We start from the raw sequence: 14108 nt of genomic DNA on the forward strand, positions 1-14108 counted from the left end.
AACTTTAATCCGTGAGGACCAGAATCTCGACGGCTTTGCATCGGATAAATGAGGTAACCTGAGAAACTGGCAGGCACACAACGAAGCTCTTTCATCCTGCTCAATGTTGGAGCCAGCTCCTGCCGTAGCTCAAAGAACCGCTCACGAGGCGCCACAACCGGTATCGTTGCACGCCTGCGGACACTACATCACAAGAATGAGCAACCCGATTGAAATTCACACAGCTTCAACTAAACCGAATGATCGTTCAGCTGCTTTTATGTCGCCCACGAATCTAGGTAAACCTGCGTATCTCGCCTTAGCTTCGCGCAGCAGAGTGAGGGCCATTTCATTATCTCCGTACCACCTGCACAAATAGCAGGCCTGTATATCCAGCATCGCTTGACGCAATGCAGACAAGTTCGGCTTGAGGGAGTTATGCAAGGCCAATGCTTCAGCAAGCGACAGCGTCTTCAGTAAATCGACCTGGATTACGTCGTTTGGGATTGCAGCCCGGCAAATATAGATCACCGTGCACGGCTCCATGTATTCAACGACGTCGAAATAATCCCTCAGGTAGGCCATCACGAAGGGGAGCCAGTAGTGACCTGAATCAGCAAAGTCCTGGTGGATCAGGATAGCTCCGGGATAGAGAGCGGAGAAGTGATGCTCCATGGACCACCTCATCAGGTCCCAATTCTTCGCTATATCCAAAAATAGAATTTCGACCGGTTCGCCATCCCATCTCTTGTCCAGCAGGTCACCTTTTTCCAGACGAAAAAGATGCTCAAGCCCTGCCGTATTGTGACGGAATTGCCCGTAGAACTCATCATCAGTAGTTGCTCCGCGAAGCTCTTTATTGATCCGCTCAGATCGGCGCATGCTGTCGTCAAGGACAAACCGATCGTAAGTAACGATCTTCTGCGCTTTATCTATCTTACGCTCGTTATCTGCGAGTCCGACAGCGAGAGAAACGGTAGAGCCTCCTGCGAAGCAGCCCGCATCTACGATCGCGCCCTTGCCAAGATAGCGCTCCTTGGCGACGTAATAGAGGAGTCGCTTCTCGAAACGGTTCAGCAATGCAGGAACATCTGCTACTCGTTGAGGTAGGTCGATATCGTACCAAGGCTGAAAAAACAGTTTTGATGTTGGAGCCTGAAAATTCATACGAGCACCTATTTTTAGATTGCCGCTGATAGAAATCTCCCAGCATCCATGAGTTTATGCAATGGCTGACTGTGCGAGCCAAACACGGCGGCAATCCATGCAGAGTGCGAGCCGGCCGAGCCGCGGCGGATAGCAGACCTGCCAAGCCCCCAGACCCGCACCAGCAGCTGTGCCTTGACGTTCCGCAGCAAAGCCCCGCCAGCGTCATCCCCACCACGCAGAAGCCCTAGAGGGTCAGCGCATCCAACTGAGTGGCTTCAATATCACTATTGGATTCCGCGCTCGCCATTAAGCCTACGGAAATCAAGGCATCCATGCAGACTTTCGGGAGCCAGAAGAAAGCGGGTTACCCCTTATGCGCCACCGCCCGCTCGATCGCCTTGGCGGATTGCCACAGCTCTTCCATCCGCTCCAGCGTCGCCGCCTCCAGCGTCTCGCCGGATGCTTCAAGTTCCGTCTCGATATGGCTGAATCGCCTGCGAAATTTCGTATTGGTGCCGCGCAGCGCCATTTCCGGATCGGCCTTCACATGCCGGCCGATATTGACCAGCGCGAAGATCAGGTCGCCGAGCTCGTCGGCCACCTTGTCGGGCTCTCCGGCGGCAAGCGCCTCGCGCAGCTCCGCCACCTCCTCCTCGATCTTGTCGAGGATAGGCTCCGGCGTCGACCAGTCGAAGCCCACCTTGGCCGCCCGCTCCTGCAGCTTCAGCGCCTCCGTCAGCGCCGGCAGATGCCGGTCGACGCCGCCGAGGAAACCTTTTTTGAAATCCTCCGTGATGCCGCGCGCCGCGCGCCGCTCGGCCCGCTCGCGCTTCTCCTCGGCCTTGATCGCATCCCACTGCAGCTTCACCGCGCCGGGCGTATCCGCATCGGACCTGGCGAACACATGCGGATGCCGGCGGGTCATCTTTTTCGTGATCGCCTCGACCACGTCGCCGAAGGAAAACTCCCCTGCCTCCTCCGCCATCCGCGCATGGAACACGACCTGCAGCAGAAGATCGCCCAGTTCCTCGCAGAGATCGTCCATGTCGTTTCGCTCGATCGCATCGGCCACCTCATAGGCCTCCTCGATCGTGTAGGGCTTGATGGAGGCAAAATCCTGCTCCAGATCCCAGGGGCAGCCGGTCACCGGCGTCCGGAGCGCCGCCATGATCTCGATCAGGCGGGAAATATCCTTCGAAGCTTGCATGCTTATTCTTCCGTTTGCTCTGGCGGGCGGTGGCACACCGCCTCGATACGGCGGCCGTCCGGGTCGATGACGAAGGCGGCATAATAATGGGCGTGATACTGCGGCCGCAGCCCCGGTCCTCCGTCATCGGTCCCGCCATTCGCCAGCGCCGCCGCATGAAATGCATCGACGGCCGCCCGCGATGGCGCCGACAGGGCATAATGCGTCTTCGGATTGTTGACCACCGCCTGTCCCTCGACAAGACCGACATAGAAATCGTCGGATCCGTTGACCGACCAGCCGGCGGAAACATCCGTCACCGCGACCTCGACCGCCCCGAGCGGCGCGAGGGCCGCGCTGTAGAACCGTCGGGCGCGGTCCAGATCGGCGGTCGCCAGCGAGATATGGTCGATCATGCCCATGATGGATTTCCCTCCGCCGAGCGTCCCCGTCCCTCAGTTGAGCGGTATGCTGTTGTCGCCCTTGCCGGATTGGTAGCTTTCCGACAGGCGCTGGTAGGTATCCTTGATGCGTGCCGTCTGCGCTTTCAGTTCCGTGCGCAGCGGTTCATCCTCGGTCTCGACCAGTTCGGCGATGAAGTAGGAATTCCAGAAGGCGTTCGATCGCCGGTAGCCGCCGGGCTCCAGGCCGAACACCTCCTTGAGGATCTTCAGGTCGTGCGGAACGGCAAACGCATCGCGCGAATCCTCGTGGCTGAAGAAGGAGTAGAAATTGTCGAACCCGGCCCAGGTAATCGCCGACATGCACATGGTGCAGGGTTCGTGCGTAGACAGGAAAATCAGATCCTTGGTGACAAGTCCTGAAGTCTTTTCATAAAAGCGCTTCAGGGTATGAACCTCGCCATGCCAGAGCGGATTTTCCAGCTCGTTATTGGTCTCGGCGATCACCAGCGACAGGTCGGATTTCTTCAGGATGGCCGCGCCGAAAACCTTGTTGCCGGCGGCCACGCCGCGCTCGGTCAGCGGCAGGATATCGTGTTCGATGACGTCGAGGAGGCGAGCGGCAATGGTCATGGCGAGGCTTCTCTGGCTTGCATTGTCTAGGCAGTTTGTGGCCTTCGATCGGCTGACCGAAGCAAAACAATTTAATCTACTGGAATACTGGAGAAATATCGCCCGCGGTGGCTTTTGCTCAAGAACCGGTTGATTGCGAAACAGAAATACCCCGAGGCAATGCACTTCGCATATCCATTTCTTCAAAACCCGCGGCAGATTGTGGATATTTCCGTCATATGTTTCAGGATAACCGCATGTCTTCCAGCCATCAACGTCTGTCGGCCTTCCCGGCGTTTTTTCGCGTGCGCGGAAAAAGCGTTGCCGTATTCGGCAACGGCGACGAGGCCTATGCGAAAGCTCGCCTCCTCGCCAATACCGACGCCGCGATCCTCGCCTACGCGCCTGAGCCCGAAGCCGACTATGCCGAGTGGTTGATGGCCAGGGGTATCGAGGCGGTCCGCGCACCGCTTTCAGCAGAGCAGGTAAACGAGGCCGTACTAGTCTTCGCGGCCACCGGCGACGCCTTGCTGGACCAGCAGATCGTCGGCTGGGCGCGGGCGAAAAAGATCCCGGCCAATGCGGTCGACCAGCCGGATTTCTGCGACTTCTTCACGCCCGCCATCGTCAACCGCGCCCCAGTCGCGATCGCGATCGGCACCGAGGGTGCCGGCCCCGTGCTGGCACAGATGATCCGCGCCCGCATTGACCAGATGCTGTCGCCCTCGCTGGGCCGCCTCGCCTCGCTCGCCGCCGATTATCGAGATGCTGCCGAGCGCATGGTACCGCGCGGTGTCTCGCGCCGCATCTTCTGGCGCCGCTTCTTTGCTGGCGATGTTGCCGATGCAGTGGATGCCAATGACCATGCGTCGGCCCGCCGCGCCGCCAATGCGCTGCTTTCGACCTCCGGCAAGGCCGAGGGAAAAATCTGGCTGGTCGGTGCCGGCCCCGGTGCCGAAGACCTGCTAACGCTGCGCGCCCAGCGCGTGCTGATGGAAGCCGATGCGATCGTCTACGACGCCCTCGTGCCGCAGGCGATCATTGACATGGGCCGCCGCGATGCCGAGCGGCTGTCGGTCGGCAAGCGCAAGAACTGCCATTCCAAGAGCCAGGAAGAGATCAACCGCCTGCTGGTCGACCTCGGTCGCCAGGGCAAGCGCGTCGTGCGGCTGAAGAGCGGCGATCCGCTGGTCTATGGCCGCGCAGGCGAGGAGATGGCGGCGCTCCGCGACGCAGGCATCGCCTACGAGATCGTTCCCGGCATTACCTCCGCCTTCGCCGCCGCCGCCGATTTCGACCTGCCGCTGACGCTGCGCGGCGTCGCTTCGTCGCTGATCTTCACCACCGGCCACGACCTGACCGGCAAGGTCCTGCCCGACTGGGCAAGCCTTGCGATTTCCGGCGCCACGATCGCAGTCTATATGGGCAGCACCGTTGCCGCCTCCGTCGCCGAACGCCTAATGGGCGCAGGCCTGTCTTCGGACACGACGGTCGCCGTGATCGAGAATGCCAGCCGCGCCGACCGCCGCCTCTTCCATGGCGTGCTCGGCGAATTGCCCGAGTTGGAAGCCCGCGACGACCTTTCCGGCCCGGTCATGGTGATCATCGGCGAGGCCGTCGCCGGCGCGAATTTCGACAAATCCGAACCGCTCTCCGCCTTCCACAAGGCCGACAAGCGGGAAAGCATTGGAGTGGAAAAATGACCGAGAAGGTTCTCACCGCCAACCGCCTCTCCGATGGCATCGCCGTCTGGCTCGATGCCGCCGGTCAGTGGAACGAACGCCTGCAGGAGGCGCTGGTCGCCCGTCATGCCGAGGCGATCGCCTCGCTGGAAGCGATCGGAAAGCGTGATTTCGCCGAGAACAAGGTGGTCGACGTCGTCGTCATCGATGTCGAGGAGACCAACGGCATCCTCTGGCCGACCCGCCTGCGAGAGCGCATCCGCGCCGCCGGACCGACCATGGAATATGCCACTGGCTACAAACCGGCCGACAAAGCCTTCATCGCAGTCTGATACCGAAAGTCCGGAAAACCCATGTATCGTTACGACGAATTCGACCACGCCTTTGTGTCTAGCCGCGTGGAGCAGTTTCGCGATCAGGTCGAGCGCCGCCTGTCCGGTGAGCTTGCCGAGGACGCGTTCAAGCCGCTGCGCCTGATGAACGGCGTCTACCTCCAGCTTCATGCCTATATGCTGCGCGTCGCTATCCCATACGGAACGCTGAATGCGAAGCAGATGCGCATGCTCGCCCATATTGCCCGCAAATATGACCGTGGCTACGGCCATTTCACCACCCGCCAGAACATCCAGTATAACTGGCCGAAACTGTCGGATACGCCGGCCATTCTGGAGGAACTCGCAAGCGTCGAGATGCACGCGCTGCAGACCTCGGGCAACTGCATCAGGAACGTCACCGCGGACCATTTCGCCGGCGCGGCAGCGGACGAGGTCGCAGACCCCCGCCCCTATGCGGAAATCCTGCGCCAGTGGTCTTCCGTCCACCCGGAATTCTCCTTCCTGCCGCGCAAATTCAAGATCGCCGTCACCGGCGCCGAGCGCGACCGCGCCGCGATCCAGGTCCACGATATCGGCCTGCACCTGAAGAAGAACGAGGAAGGCCAGATCGGCTTTGCCGTCTATGTCGGCGGCGGACAGGGCCGCACGCCGCTGATCGCCAAGAAGATCAATGACTTCCTGCCCGAAGAAGATCTGCTCTCCTACATCACCGCGATCATGCGCGTATACAACCTGCACGGCCGCCGCGACAACAAGTACAAGGCCCGCATCAAGATCCTCGTGCATGAAACCGGCGTCGAGGAACTGACCCGTCAGGTGGAGGAGGAATTCGCCCATCTGAAGGAAACCGAGCTGAAGCTGCCTGAAAAGGACATCGAGGCGATCACCACCTATTTCGCCCCACCGTCCCTGCCCGACCGTGCCGAAGGCTGGGCGCAGCTCGCCGCCTGGAAGAAGCAGGATGAGGCCTTCGCCCGCTGGGTGGATCAGAACGTCCAGCCGCACAAGCATCCCGACTACGGCATGGTCACGATATCGCTGAAGCCGATTGGCGGCATTCCGGGCGATGCGTCCGACGTGCAGATGGATGTGATCGCCGATCTCGCGGAGGAATTCGCAAATGACGAGATCCGCATCAGCCACGAGCAGAACGTCATCTTCCCGCATGTGGCGCTCGCCGATCTCGAGCCGCTCTACCGGGCGCTGTCTGCCCACAACCTCGTCACTGCCAATGCCGGCCTGATCACGGATATCATTGCCTGTCCCGGCCTGGATTACTGCGCCCTGGCGAACGCCCGTTCGATCCCGGTAGCCCAGGAAATCTCCACCCGTTTCGGCGCACCGGAACGTCAGGCCGAAATCGGTGAGCTGAAGATCAAGATTTCCGGCTGCATCAATGCCTGCGGCCACCACCATGTCGGCCATATCGGCCTGCTTGGAGTCGAGAAGAAGGGCGCCGAGCTCTATCAGATCACACTCGGCGGCTCCGGCGACGAGCATACCTCGATCGGCGAAATCATCGGCCGCGGTTTCGAACCCGCCAAGGTGACCGATGCCATCGAGACGATCGTCGATACCTATCTCGGTCTTCGCGAAAGCAAGGAGGAGACATTCCTCGCCGCCTATCGCCGCGTTGGGCCGCAGCCGTTCAAGGATGCGCTCTACGGCGACGCCAAGGCGGAGGCAGCGTGATGACGAAAATCTGGAGAGAGACCGGCTTCGTCGAGAACGATCCGTGGGTCATCGAGACGGAAGAAGTGCAGGCTTCGGAAGATCAGAAGCCGCTTCTGCCGCTCGATCAGTTCATCGAGAAGGCCGAGGCGAGCAACGATGTCGGCCTCGGCGTGCTGATCAAGCCGGCCGACGACGTGCGCAAGCTCGAACCCTATCTCTACCGCATCGAGCTGGTGGCCGTGGATTTCCCGGCCTTCAACGACGGCCGCGCCTTCAGCCACGCTTCGCTGCTGCGCGACCGGCTGGCCTATAAGAACGAGCTGCGGGCCGTCGGCGACGTGCTGATCGACCAGGTGCCGCTGATGCTCCGCTGCGGCATCGACAGCTTTGCCGTCACCAATGCGACCGCGCTGAAGCGACTGGCGGAAGGCCGCCTGCCCGGTATTGCCGTTCACTACCAGCCGACCGCCCGCCATGCGGAACAGGGCGAAGGCTACAGCTGGCGCCGCCGGACCGTGCCCGCCTGATGAAAACTTGATTGTGGATGACATATTTCTACGGTTTCCGCGACAAACAGGCGCGGATGCCTTCAAATGCGCGGCTTGATAGTATATCTCGCTGTCGAACGATGAGACTGGAAGACCGATCGCGATGAACGCTCCTACCAAGAACGAAGAATTTGCCGCAAAAATCCCGGACGGCGTCTATGCCGAGACGGTGATCGCCGTCGAGCATTACACGGACCATCTGTTCCGTTTCCGCATGACGCGCCCGGCAGGTTTCCGTTTCCGTTCGGGCGAGTTCGCCATGATCGGCCTGATGGTCGGCGAAAAGCCGGTCTATCGCGCCTATTCGATCGCCAGCCCGTCCTGGGACGAGGAACTGGAATTCTTCTCCATCAAGGTGCCGGACGGACCGCTGACCTCGCATCTGCAGGCGATCAAGCCGGGCGACACGGTGCTGATGCGCAAGAAGCCGACCGGTACGCTGGTGCTCGACGCGCTGACGCCGGGCAAGCGGCTCTACATGTTCTCCACCGGCACCGGCATCGCGCCGTTTGCCAGCCTGATCCGCGATCCGGAAACCTACGAGAAGTTCGACGAGGTGATCCTCACCCATACCTGCCGCGAGGTTGCCGAACTGAAATACGGTTTCGACCTGATGGAAGAGATCCGCAACCACGAGTTCCTGGCGGAAGTCGTCGGTACCAAGCTGAAGCACTACCCGACCGTCACCCGCGACCCGTCCTACCCCTATCAGGGCCGCATCACCGACCTGATCGACACTGGCAAGCTGTTCACCGACCTCGGCGTTCCGCCGCTCAACCCGGACGTCGACCGCGGCATGATCTGCGGCTCGGCGGCGATGCTGAAGGACACCAAGGAACGGCTGGAAAAGGCAGGCCTCACCGAAGGGGCCAACAACAAGCCGAGCGAATTCGTCATAGAGCGGGCATTTGTGGGGTGAGGTCCGATCGGCGCAGCCGACGAAACGATCCAGTGAATCGTTTCGAGGACCGAACGCCCTGAGCCTTATCGAAGGGCCGGGTAGCTACGGCATTCGGTCTTCACCACGCTCCAATGGAGCGGCTTGCACACGTCAATTGCCGTTGATGAAACTGTCCACGACCCAATCGGCAAGGTCGGACCAGCGTTCCTCGAACATCTGATCGTGGGACCAGAGTTCGACCGAACCATCCGGCAAAAGACAATAATAATCGCCATTGTCCCGGCATATAGGCAGCCAGTCGTTTGGGACGCCCGATTCCCGCGCGATCGCTATGCTCGGAATGATATTGGAACGCCCTTCCCCGTCGGCGCGAAGATAGAGCAACTCCTTGCTGAGAACTATGTGGCCGGCATTTTGAACGAGATATCGATAGTCAGCTGGTAGCTTTAGACCAATCTCGCCTTCGACATACTGGATGATGTCGTCATCAGGAGGCAGGATTGGTGAAACAAGCCCATCATCATGCTTCTTGAGTAGCTCTACTGCTTCCCGAATTTTTACTGCTACCATCGGAATACCGTGCGATGTTTTCGTTCAGGAAGACATTGAGCAGATTGATAGCCGAAGCAAGGCAGCAATGACGGCGGAATAGGCATCCAACCAACGGCGGATGTCTAATTCGGCCGATTGCAGTCGTGGCGCAAAAGCGCCAATTGCGGCCATTAGGCGGATTCACTGAATGCATCTGCCTCACTTTGAGTAGCGAACGTGAATGTGACCAGTTCACTGTCGTCGTCTTGACGGATACCGATTGCAGTCACGATCAATCGAGCGATCTCGTCCTGCGCCTCGCGTCCTGACCGAGATGTTTTCACAGCCTTCTCGATGGCCGCTGCGAAGACTTCGCTGACCAGACCGAGGCGCATATTGTATTTCATGATGATATCCCGGTCCTCGATGATCGCTGCCTGTTCAGCCTTCGGGATTGCGGCATTGTCCATCGCGGTGATCGTGGCATTGGTCGCGAGCTTGATCGGACCTTCCTCAAGCCACCGCTCAACCATCTGCTGGAATTGACGCATTCGCGCAGCGGGGATTGTTTTCTGTACGGTGATCGACATCTGCGTTCCTTTGTCAGCTTCCATTCAAACCGATACGGGCTCCGCGGACAGAGGATCGGTTGCCGCAATCATCAAGAAATTGCGCAAGCAGGGTGTATGGGGCCGAGCAACAAGCTTCAATGCATTTCTGCTGAAGATCGACATGTCGAGAGAGGTGGAGGCGATAGCCGGGGCGGCTTGATGGACCACTTCAGCCACCGGGCCTCCTGGCGCAGAAGCGCCAAAAGCGGTCATTGAAGGGGGGAAGAACTTTGGCTTATGGTCGGGCGCAGGGATTTAACTTTGGAAGTCGGGCCTTTGAGCTACATTCAATCTCTTCGGTCAAAGGTCGGTCATGATCTGATCATGTTGCCCAGCGTGGCCGCGGTAATTTCCGACGCAGAAGGGCGGTTGCTTCTCCAGCAGAAAGGCCGCAGCGAAGGCTGGAGCCTTCCCGCCGGCGCGATCGAGCCGGGTGAGACACCCCATCAGGCGATTGCGCGCGAAGTCCTTGAGGAGACCGGGCTAACTGTCACCGGCTCGGAAGTTTTGGCGGTATTTGGCGGCGAGGAATTTCGATACATTTATCCGAATGGAGATCGTGTCGAATATCTAGTCGTTTTATTTAGATGCCTGACACGTGGCGAGGCGGGAGGCTGTACCGATCTTGAAACTGTCGGCCTCAAATACACGTCCTTCGATGAGATGCCGAAACTGGCCCTTCCCTATCCCATGGAGCTTCTGTTTCCGGCGAGTAAGTAGCTACGAAGCCTTTGTAGCCGGCCTCTAACCGGAAGAGGACGTCGGCGGGATCTGCTGCAAATCCCCGAACACTGCGAGCCCAACAACAGAGCGCCGCCCGCCCCAAGCCTCAATGCCGCGGAAAATTCTGTGCCGCGATCCGAGCCGCACTATCCGCGAAGCTCGGCACCTTGGCTGCTGCTTCCGACGGCTGATCGAGTTCCACATGCAGCGCCGATGTCAGGCTGGTGACGGTGTAGCACAGGCTGTGCACTCCGACGATCTCGACGATCTCCTGGTCGGTGAAGAAGCATTGCGCCTGCCAGACGACGCTGCGTTCGGTCGATCTGCGGCACAGGAGAACCACCAGTTTCAGCAGCGCCTGCTCCTCTTCGGAGAACACGGCAGAGCCATCCTCGCCGGTGCGGATCGCCTCGATCTGCTCGTCGGTGACACCCGACGCCCTGGCCAGGTTTTCATGGCCCGCCCAGGCATAGCGGCCACCGAGATAGGATGCGGTGCGCAGGAAGACCAGTTCCCGATGTTCCGGCTTCAACGACAGGCCCGACATTTCCACAGCGGCGAGCTTGACGAAGGCCTCGGCCCAGGCCGGGGCATTGAACGCCACCCGCAGGAGATTGGCGGTCTGTGGCGAGCCGAGGGCCTTGGTGTAGATCTCGTCGGGAACAAGAGAAACCAGTGACATAACGTGTACTCCTCATCATATCCCTTCCCTGCTGGAAAGGATGCTGACGGAAGCTCGCAAGCCAAGGTTTCGCCCAAGCTACAGAACGGCCTTCCGATCGTTTCATCGATAACCGGAAAAGGCATCACAAAGCGGCGAGCGGGAACAGTCGACGTTGCTCATCCGGCTCGGACTTCGCTCGCCTTCTGCGGCGGCGCGATCTCGCGGAAGTAGATGGCGAAGACGGCGAGCGCCACGAGTGCCACGCCGCCGCCGACCAGATGCGACAACGGATATCCGCCCTGAACGACGAGCCAGCCGGCGACGACATTGCTGAGCGACGCGCCGATACCCTGAACCGTCATGACGCTGGCAAAGCCGACATTGAAGCGACCTGTCCCCTTGAGGATGCGTTCGACCGCCACGGGCGTGACGATGCCGAGCAGGCCCGCACCGGCACCATCGAGGATCTGCACCGGCCAGACGACCCAGAAACCCTCGAATGTGCCGGCGATGAGCCCGCGCACCGGCAGCGCTGCAAGCCCGATCGCAAGCGTAGCACCAAGCCCGATACGACGGATGAGGAACGGCGTCAGCACCGCAACCGCGACCATGGAAAGCTGGGCGATGCCGGTGATGATGGCAGTCGTGCGGAACGGCGTGCCGAGCTCGATGGCGAATTGCTGGGCGATCAGCCGGCTCATCGGAGCATTGCCGAAATGGAAGATCAGCAGGATGACCGCAAGCAGGATGAGGCCGCGGCTTTTCAACAGCACGTCGAAACCCGACGGGGCGTCCGCATCGCCGGTTCCGGATGCATTACCATCGGCCCGCAGGCCACGGGCGACCTTGTGGTCGATACGACGGGGGTCGATCAGCGCGACGGCGGCCAACGCGCCGAAGGCGGTCGCGACCATCAGCCAGATCATCCCCGCCTGCCCGAACAGGGAGATGATGACATAGACCGCGAAAAGCGAGGCGAAATTACCGGTATGGTTCCAGAATTCGTTGCGGGCGATCTGCTGCGAGAACAGCCGCTCCCCGACGAGCCCGAGCGTCAGCCCGGCCAGCGCCGGACCGATGACGGCGCCGACCACCGCCGTGCCGATCTGGCCGATCCAGACGATTGCGGGTTCGGGAGAAACGAGCGTGATCAGCGCCGCCGCGGTGACGAGAATAACGGGTCCGGCAATCAGTGCCCGTTTCCATGGCGTGCCGTCCACAAGCGCGCCGCAGAGCGGCGTGGCGGCAAGCCCGATCAGGCCGCCGATGGTGGCAATCAGCCCGAGCGACAGCGACGACCAGCCACGGGTTGCAAGGAAGGCATCAAGGAACGGCCCCAGCCCATCCCGCGCATCGGCCAGGAAGAAATTGAGCACGCAGAGCGCGGCCAGAGATCGGTCGGAGACGATCCGCGGCGGTGTTGTGCCGAAGGGCTGGCCACCAGACGGTCGCGGGGGCGGCGATTGCGAGGAGGAAGCGTCTGTGGTGGACATGGCTGGCGAACCCGGCGCGAAAATGCGCGGCCTTAATGCACGAACACGATTTTGGTTGCGCGCCTCGCCTTCGGCGTTTCTGAAATGTCAATCAAGTCTCCCCATAACGACCTGAATGGAAAGCCATTTCCCCCCATCTGGTGCGGATCCGAGCAGACCTTGCGTGACCGTTGGAAAGGCGAACGAAATGAGGCTCGAACGGCTGGACGTGGCGATAGCCGGTGCGGGTATCGGTGGACTTTCACTCGGCGCCATGCTGGCCGGACGCGGCGCAAAGGTGGTAATCTACGACCAGATGGCGGCGCCGCAGCCGGTCGGTTCGGGCTTCGTGCTGCAACCGACGGGCCAGGCAGTGTTGGCGACCATGCGCCTGCTTGATGGCGCGAGGGCGCGGGGCGCGGAGATCCATCGCATGCATGGCAGCCTTGCGGGACAGGAGACCGACGGAGCCGGCAAGACGGTGCTCGACATATCCTACAGGAAGGGTGAGTACGGCATCGCCATCCAGCGAGTCGCGCTGTTCGATCTTCTCTTGCAGGCAGCGATCGACGCCGGCGTCGCCTTCGAGACCTCGTCGCAGGTGACCGGTTTCGAGCCCGGCGCCAGACCGGGCATCATGTTCGACAATGGCAGGAGGGCGCCTTCCGCAGACCTCGTCGTCGATGCAATGGGGGCAAGTTCGCCGGTCGGACACGATTCGGCGAAAGAACTCGGCTATGGCGCGCTCTGGGCGACGGTGCCTTGGCCGGAACATGGTCCGTTCCATGCAAACGAACTCGAGCAACGCTACGAGAAGGCAAGCCGCATGACGGGCGTCCTGCCGGTCGGCACGGCGGCCGATGGCGCACCTGCAATGGCGACATTCTTCTGGAGCCTGCGCAACCGGGATATCGAGCCCTGGCGCAAGGCGGGCCGCGCCGCCTGGACCGACGAGGTCGCGGCGCTGTGGCCGCAGGCGGCGGCCTTTGCCGACATCGCCGAGCCGGTCCATGCCCGTTATCGCCACCACACCCGCAAGCCGGTTGCCGGACGCAACGTGCTGCGCATCGGCGACGCCTGGCATGCAACGAGCCCGCAGCTCGGACAGGGCGCCAACATGGCTTTGCTCGACGCAGCATCGCTGGCCTCCGCTCTGGAAGGCTCCGCGTCTCTCGACGAGGCACTGAGACTGCATGTGCGGCAGCGCTGGATGCATGTCGCGCTCTACCAGACCTTGAGCGCGGCACTGACGCCGTTCTACCAGTCGGACAGCCGGGTCCTGCCGCTGCTCCGTGACATCGCCATTGCGCCGACGACGGGTTTGCCCGTGATCCGCTCGATCGTCAGCCGACTGGTGACGGGCGATTTTCTGGATCCGTTGAAGAGGATCGGGGTGGAGAGGTTGTAAACTATAGGGAGTTTAAAAACCGGCAGATGGAGAAACGAACGTCCCCTCACTTGCGATTTCTAACACTTAGTTAAAGCTAAGATGTCGAAATCGCTTTCTCTCCCACAAGGGGAAAGATACTGGGGAGGCGAACTCGGCGCCTACCTCTCCCCTTGTGGGAGAGGTTACAAAATCAACATCTTAGCCAAAGGCTAAGTCTTAGATTTTGTTGGTGAGGGGTCTCACATGACTG

The 14108-nt window shown here is 60.7% G+C and carries 15 protein-coding genes; 7 read left to right on the forward strand and 8 right to left on the reverse strand.

Going from position 1 to position 14108, the window contains the following annotated elements:
* Positions 1-216: 216 nt before the first annotated feature.
* The 4 genes from BM216_RS17195 to BM216_RS17210 all read right to left on the reverse strand — a co-directional run bounded on the left by BM216_RS17195 (position 217) and on the right by BM216_RS17210 (position 3348).
* Positions 217-1146, reverse strand: coding sequence for a hypothetical protein (locus BM216_RS17195; protein WP_093000415.1), 930 nt, complete (start codon positions 1144-1146; stop codon positions 217-219).
* A gap of 346 nt (positions 1147-1492) precedes the next feature.
* Entirely contained in the window at positions 1493-2335 is an 843-nt protein-coding gene (gene mazG, locus BM216_RS17200; protein WP_093000416.1) for a nucleoside triphosphate pyrophosphohydrolase, read from the reverse strand.
* A gap of 2 nt (positions 2336-2337) precedes the next feature.
* The gene (locus BM216_RS17205; protein ID WP_093000481.1) at positions 2338-2730 is read right to left on the reverse strand and encodes a VOC family protein; all 393 of its coding nucleotides are present in this window, start codon (positions 2728-2730) and stop codon (positions 2338-2340) included.
* A 39-nt stretch (positions 2731-2769) separates the two neighbouring features.
* Positions 2770-3348: a deaminase gene (locus BM216_RS17210; RefSeq protein WP_093000417.1), complete on the reverse strand. Its 579-nt coding sequence runs from the start codon at positions 3346-3348 to the stop codon at positions 2770-2772.
* Between the two features lie 236 nt (positions 3349-3584).
* Between BM216_RS17210 and cysG the strand changes: the two genes are divergently transcribed.
* The 5 genes from cysG to BM216_RS17235 all read left to right on the forward strand — a co-directional run bounded on the left by cysG (position 3585) and on the right by BM216_RS17235 (position 8485).
* Positions 3585-5030 carry a siroheme synthase CysG gene (cysG, locus tag BM216_RS17215; protein ID WP_093000418.1) on the forward strand — a complete coding sequence of 482 codons (1446 nt, stop codon included), beginning with the start codon at positions 3585-3587 and terminating at the stop codon, positions 5028-5030.
* Complete coding sequence (locus tag BM216_RS17220) at positions 5027-5341, forward strand: DUF2849 domain-containing protein (RefSeq protein ID WP_093000419.1); 315 nt, start codon at positions 5027-5029, stop codon at positions 5339-5341. Before cysG ends, BM216_RS17220 begins: the two co-directional genes overlap by 4 nt.
* Positions 5342-5362: 21 nt before the next feature.
* Positions 5363-7036 (forward strand): nitrite/sulfite reductase, encoded by a 1674-nt coding sequence (locus BM216_RS17225; protein ID WP_093000420.1) that lies wholly within the window; start codon positions 5363-5365, stop codon positions 7034-7036.
* Positions 7036-7545, forward strand: a complete 510-nt coding sequence (locus tag BM216_RS17230; protein WP_093000421.1) for a DUF934 domain-containing protein — start codon at positions 7036-7038, stop codon at positions 7543-7545. The genes BM216_RS17225 and BM216_RS17230 overlap by 1 nt, the downstream gene beginning before the upstream one ends.
* 124 nt (positions 7546-7669) lie before the next feature.
* The gene (locus tag BM216_RS17235; RefSeq protein ID WP_093000422.1) at positions 7670-8485 is read left to right on the forward strand and encodes a ferredoxin--NADP reductase; all 816 of its coding nucleotides are present in this window, start codon (positions 7670-7672) and stop codon (positions 8483-8485) included.
* A gap of 132 nt (positions 8486-8617) precedes the next feature.
* Here the strand turns inward: BM216_RS17235 and BM216_RS17240 are convergent, their stop codons facing one another.
* Both BM216_RS17240 and BM216_RS17245 read right to left on the reverse strand, forming a co-directional pair.
* Entirely contained in the window at positions 8618-9037 is a 420-nt protein-coding gene (locus BM216_RS17240; RefSeq protein ID WP_093000423.1) for an SMI1/KNR4 family protein, read from the reverse strand.
* Positions 9038-9189: 152 nt separating this feature from the next.
* The gene (locus BM216_RS17245; protein ID WP_177230814.1) at positions 9190-9588 is read right to left on the reverse strand and encodes a hypothetical protein; all 399 of its coding nucleotides are present in this window, start codon (positions 9586-9588) and stop codon (positions 9190-9192) included.
* Positions 9589-9870: 282 nt separating this feature from the next.
* Here BM216_RS17245 and BM216_RS17250 point away from each other — a divergent pair, with 282 nt between their 5' ends.
* Complete coding sequence (locus tag BM216_RS17250) at positions 9871-10329, forward strand: NUDIX domain-containing protein (protein WP_244530216.1); 459 nt, start codon at positions 9871-9873, stop codon at positions 10327-10329.
* 109 nt (positions 10330-10438) lie between these two features.
* Here BM216_RS17250 and BM216_RS17255 read toward each other — a convergent pair whose 3' ends face one another.
* Together BM216_RS17255 and BM216_RS17260 are read right to left on the reverse strand one after the other, a co-directional pair.
* Positions 10439-11014: a carboxymuconolactone decarboxylase family protein gene (locus tag BM216_RS17255; RefSeq protein ID WP_093000426.1), complete on the reverse strand. Its 576-nt coding sequence runs from the start codon at positions 11012-11014 to the stop codon at positions 10439-10441.
* Between the two features lie 158 nt (positions 11015-11172).
* Complete coding sequence (locus BM216_RS17260; protein WP_093000427.1) at positions 11173-12489, reverse strand: MFS transporter; 1317 nt, start codon at positions 12487-12489, stop codon at positions 11173-11175.
* A gap of 187 nt (positions 12490-12676) precedes the next feature.
* Here BM216_RS17260 and BM216_RS17265 point away from each other — a divergent pair, with 187 nt between their 5' ends.
* Complete coding sequence (locus BM216_RS17265) at positions 12677-13876, forward strand: FAD-dependent oxidoreductase (RefSeq protein WP_093000428.1); 1200 nt, start codon at positions 12677-12679, stop codon at positions 13874-13876.
* Positions 13877-14108 lie beyond the last annotated feature (232 nt).

The sequence above is a fragment of the Rhizobium sp. NFR07 genome (assembly GCF_900111905.1).
Taxonomy (GTDB): Bacteria; Pseudomonadota; Alphaproteobacteria; order Rhizobiales; family Rhizobiaceae; genus Neorhizobium.

Excerpts from the sequence above, each read along its gene's own strand:
- BM216_RS17195 (WP_093000415.1), bottom strand. The coding sequence starts at position 1,146 with ATGAATTTTCAGGCTCCAACATCAAAACTGTTTTTTCAGCCTTGGTAC.
- mazG (WP_093000416.1), bottom strand. The coding sequence starts at position 2,335 with ATGCAAGCTTCGAAGGATATTTCCCGCCTGATCGAGATCATGGCGGCG.
- BM216_RS17205 (WP_093000481.1), bottom strand. The coding sequence starts at position 2,730 with ATGATCGACCATATCTCGCTGGCGACCGCCGATCTGGACCGCGCCCGA.
- BM216_RS17210 (WP_093000417.1), bottom strand. The coding sequence starts at position 3,348 with ATGACCATTGCCGCTCGCCTCCTCGACGTCATCGAACACGATATCCTG.
- cysG (WP_093000418.1), top strand. The coding sequence starts at position 3,585 with ATGTCTTCCAGCCATCAACGTCTGTCGGCCTTCCCGGCGTTTTTTCGC.
- BM216_RS17220 (WP_093000419.1), top strand. The coding sequence starts at position 5,027 with ATGACCGAGAAGGTTCTCACCGCCAACCGCCTCTCCGATGGCATCGCC.
- BM216_RS17225 (WP_093000420.1), top strand. The coding sequence starts at position 5,363 with ATGTATCGTTACGACGAATTCGACCACGCCTTTGTGTCTAGCCGCGTG.
- BM216_RS17230 (WP_093000421.1), top strand. The coding sequence starts at position 7,036 with ATGACGAAAATCTGGAGAGAGACCGGCTTCGTCGAGAACGATCCGTGG.
- BM216_RS17235 (WP_093000422.1), top strand. The coding sequence starts at position 7,670 with ATGAACGCTCCTACCAAGAACGAAGAATTTGCCGCAAAAATCCCGGAC.
- BM216_RS17240 (WP_093000423.1), bottom strand. The coding sequence starts at position 9,037 with ATGGTAGCAGTAAAAATTCGGGAAGCAGTAGAGCTACTCAAGAAGCAT.
- BM216_RS17245 (WP_177230814.1), bottom strand. The coding sequence starts at position 9,588 with ATGTCGATCACCGTACAGAAAACAATCCCCGCTGCGCGAATGCGTCAA.
- BM216_RS17255 (WP_093000426.1), bottom strand. The coding sequence starts at position 11,014 with ATGTCACTGGTTTCTCTTGTTCCCGACGAGATCTACACCAAGGCCCTC.
- BM216_RS17260 (WP_093000427.1), bottom strand. The coding sequence starts at position 12,489 with ATGTCCACCACAGACGCTTCCTCCTCGCAATCGCCGCCCCCGCGACCG.
- BM216_RS17265 (WP_093000428.1), top strand. The coding sequence starts at position 12,677 with ATGAGGCTCGAACGGCTGGACGTGGCGATAGCCGGTGCGGGTATCGGT.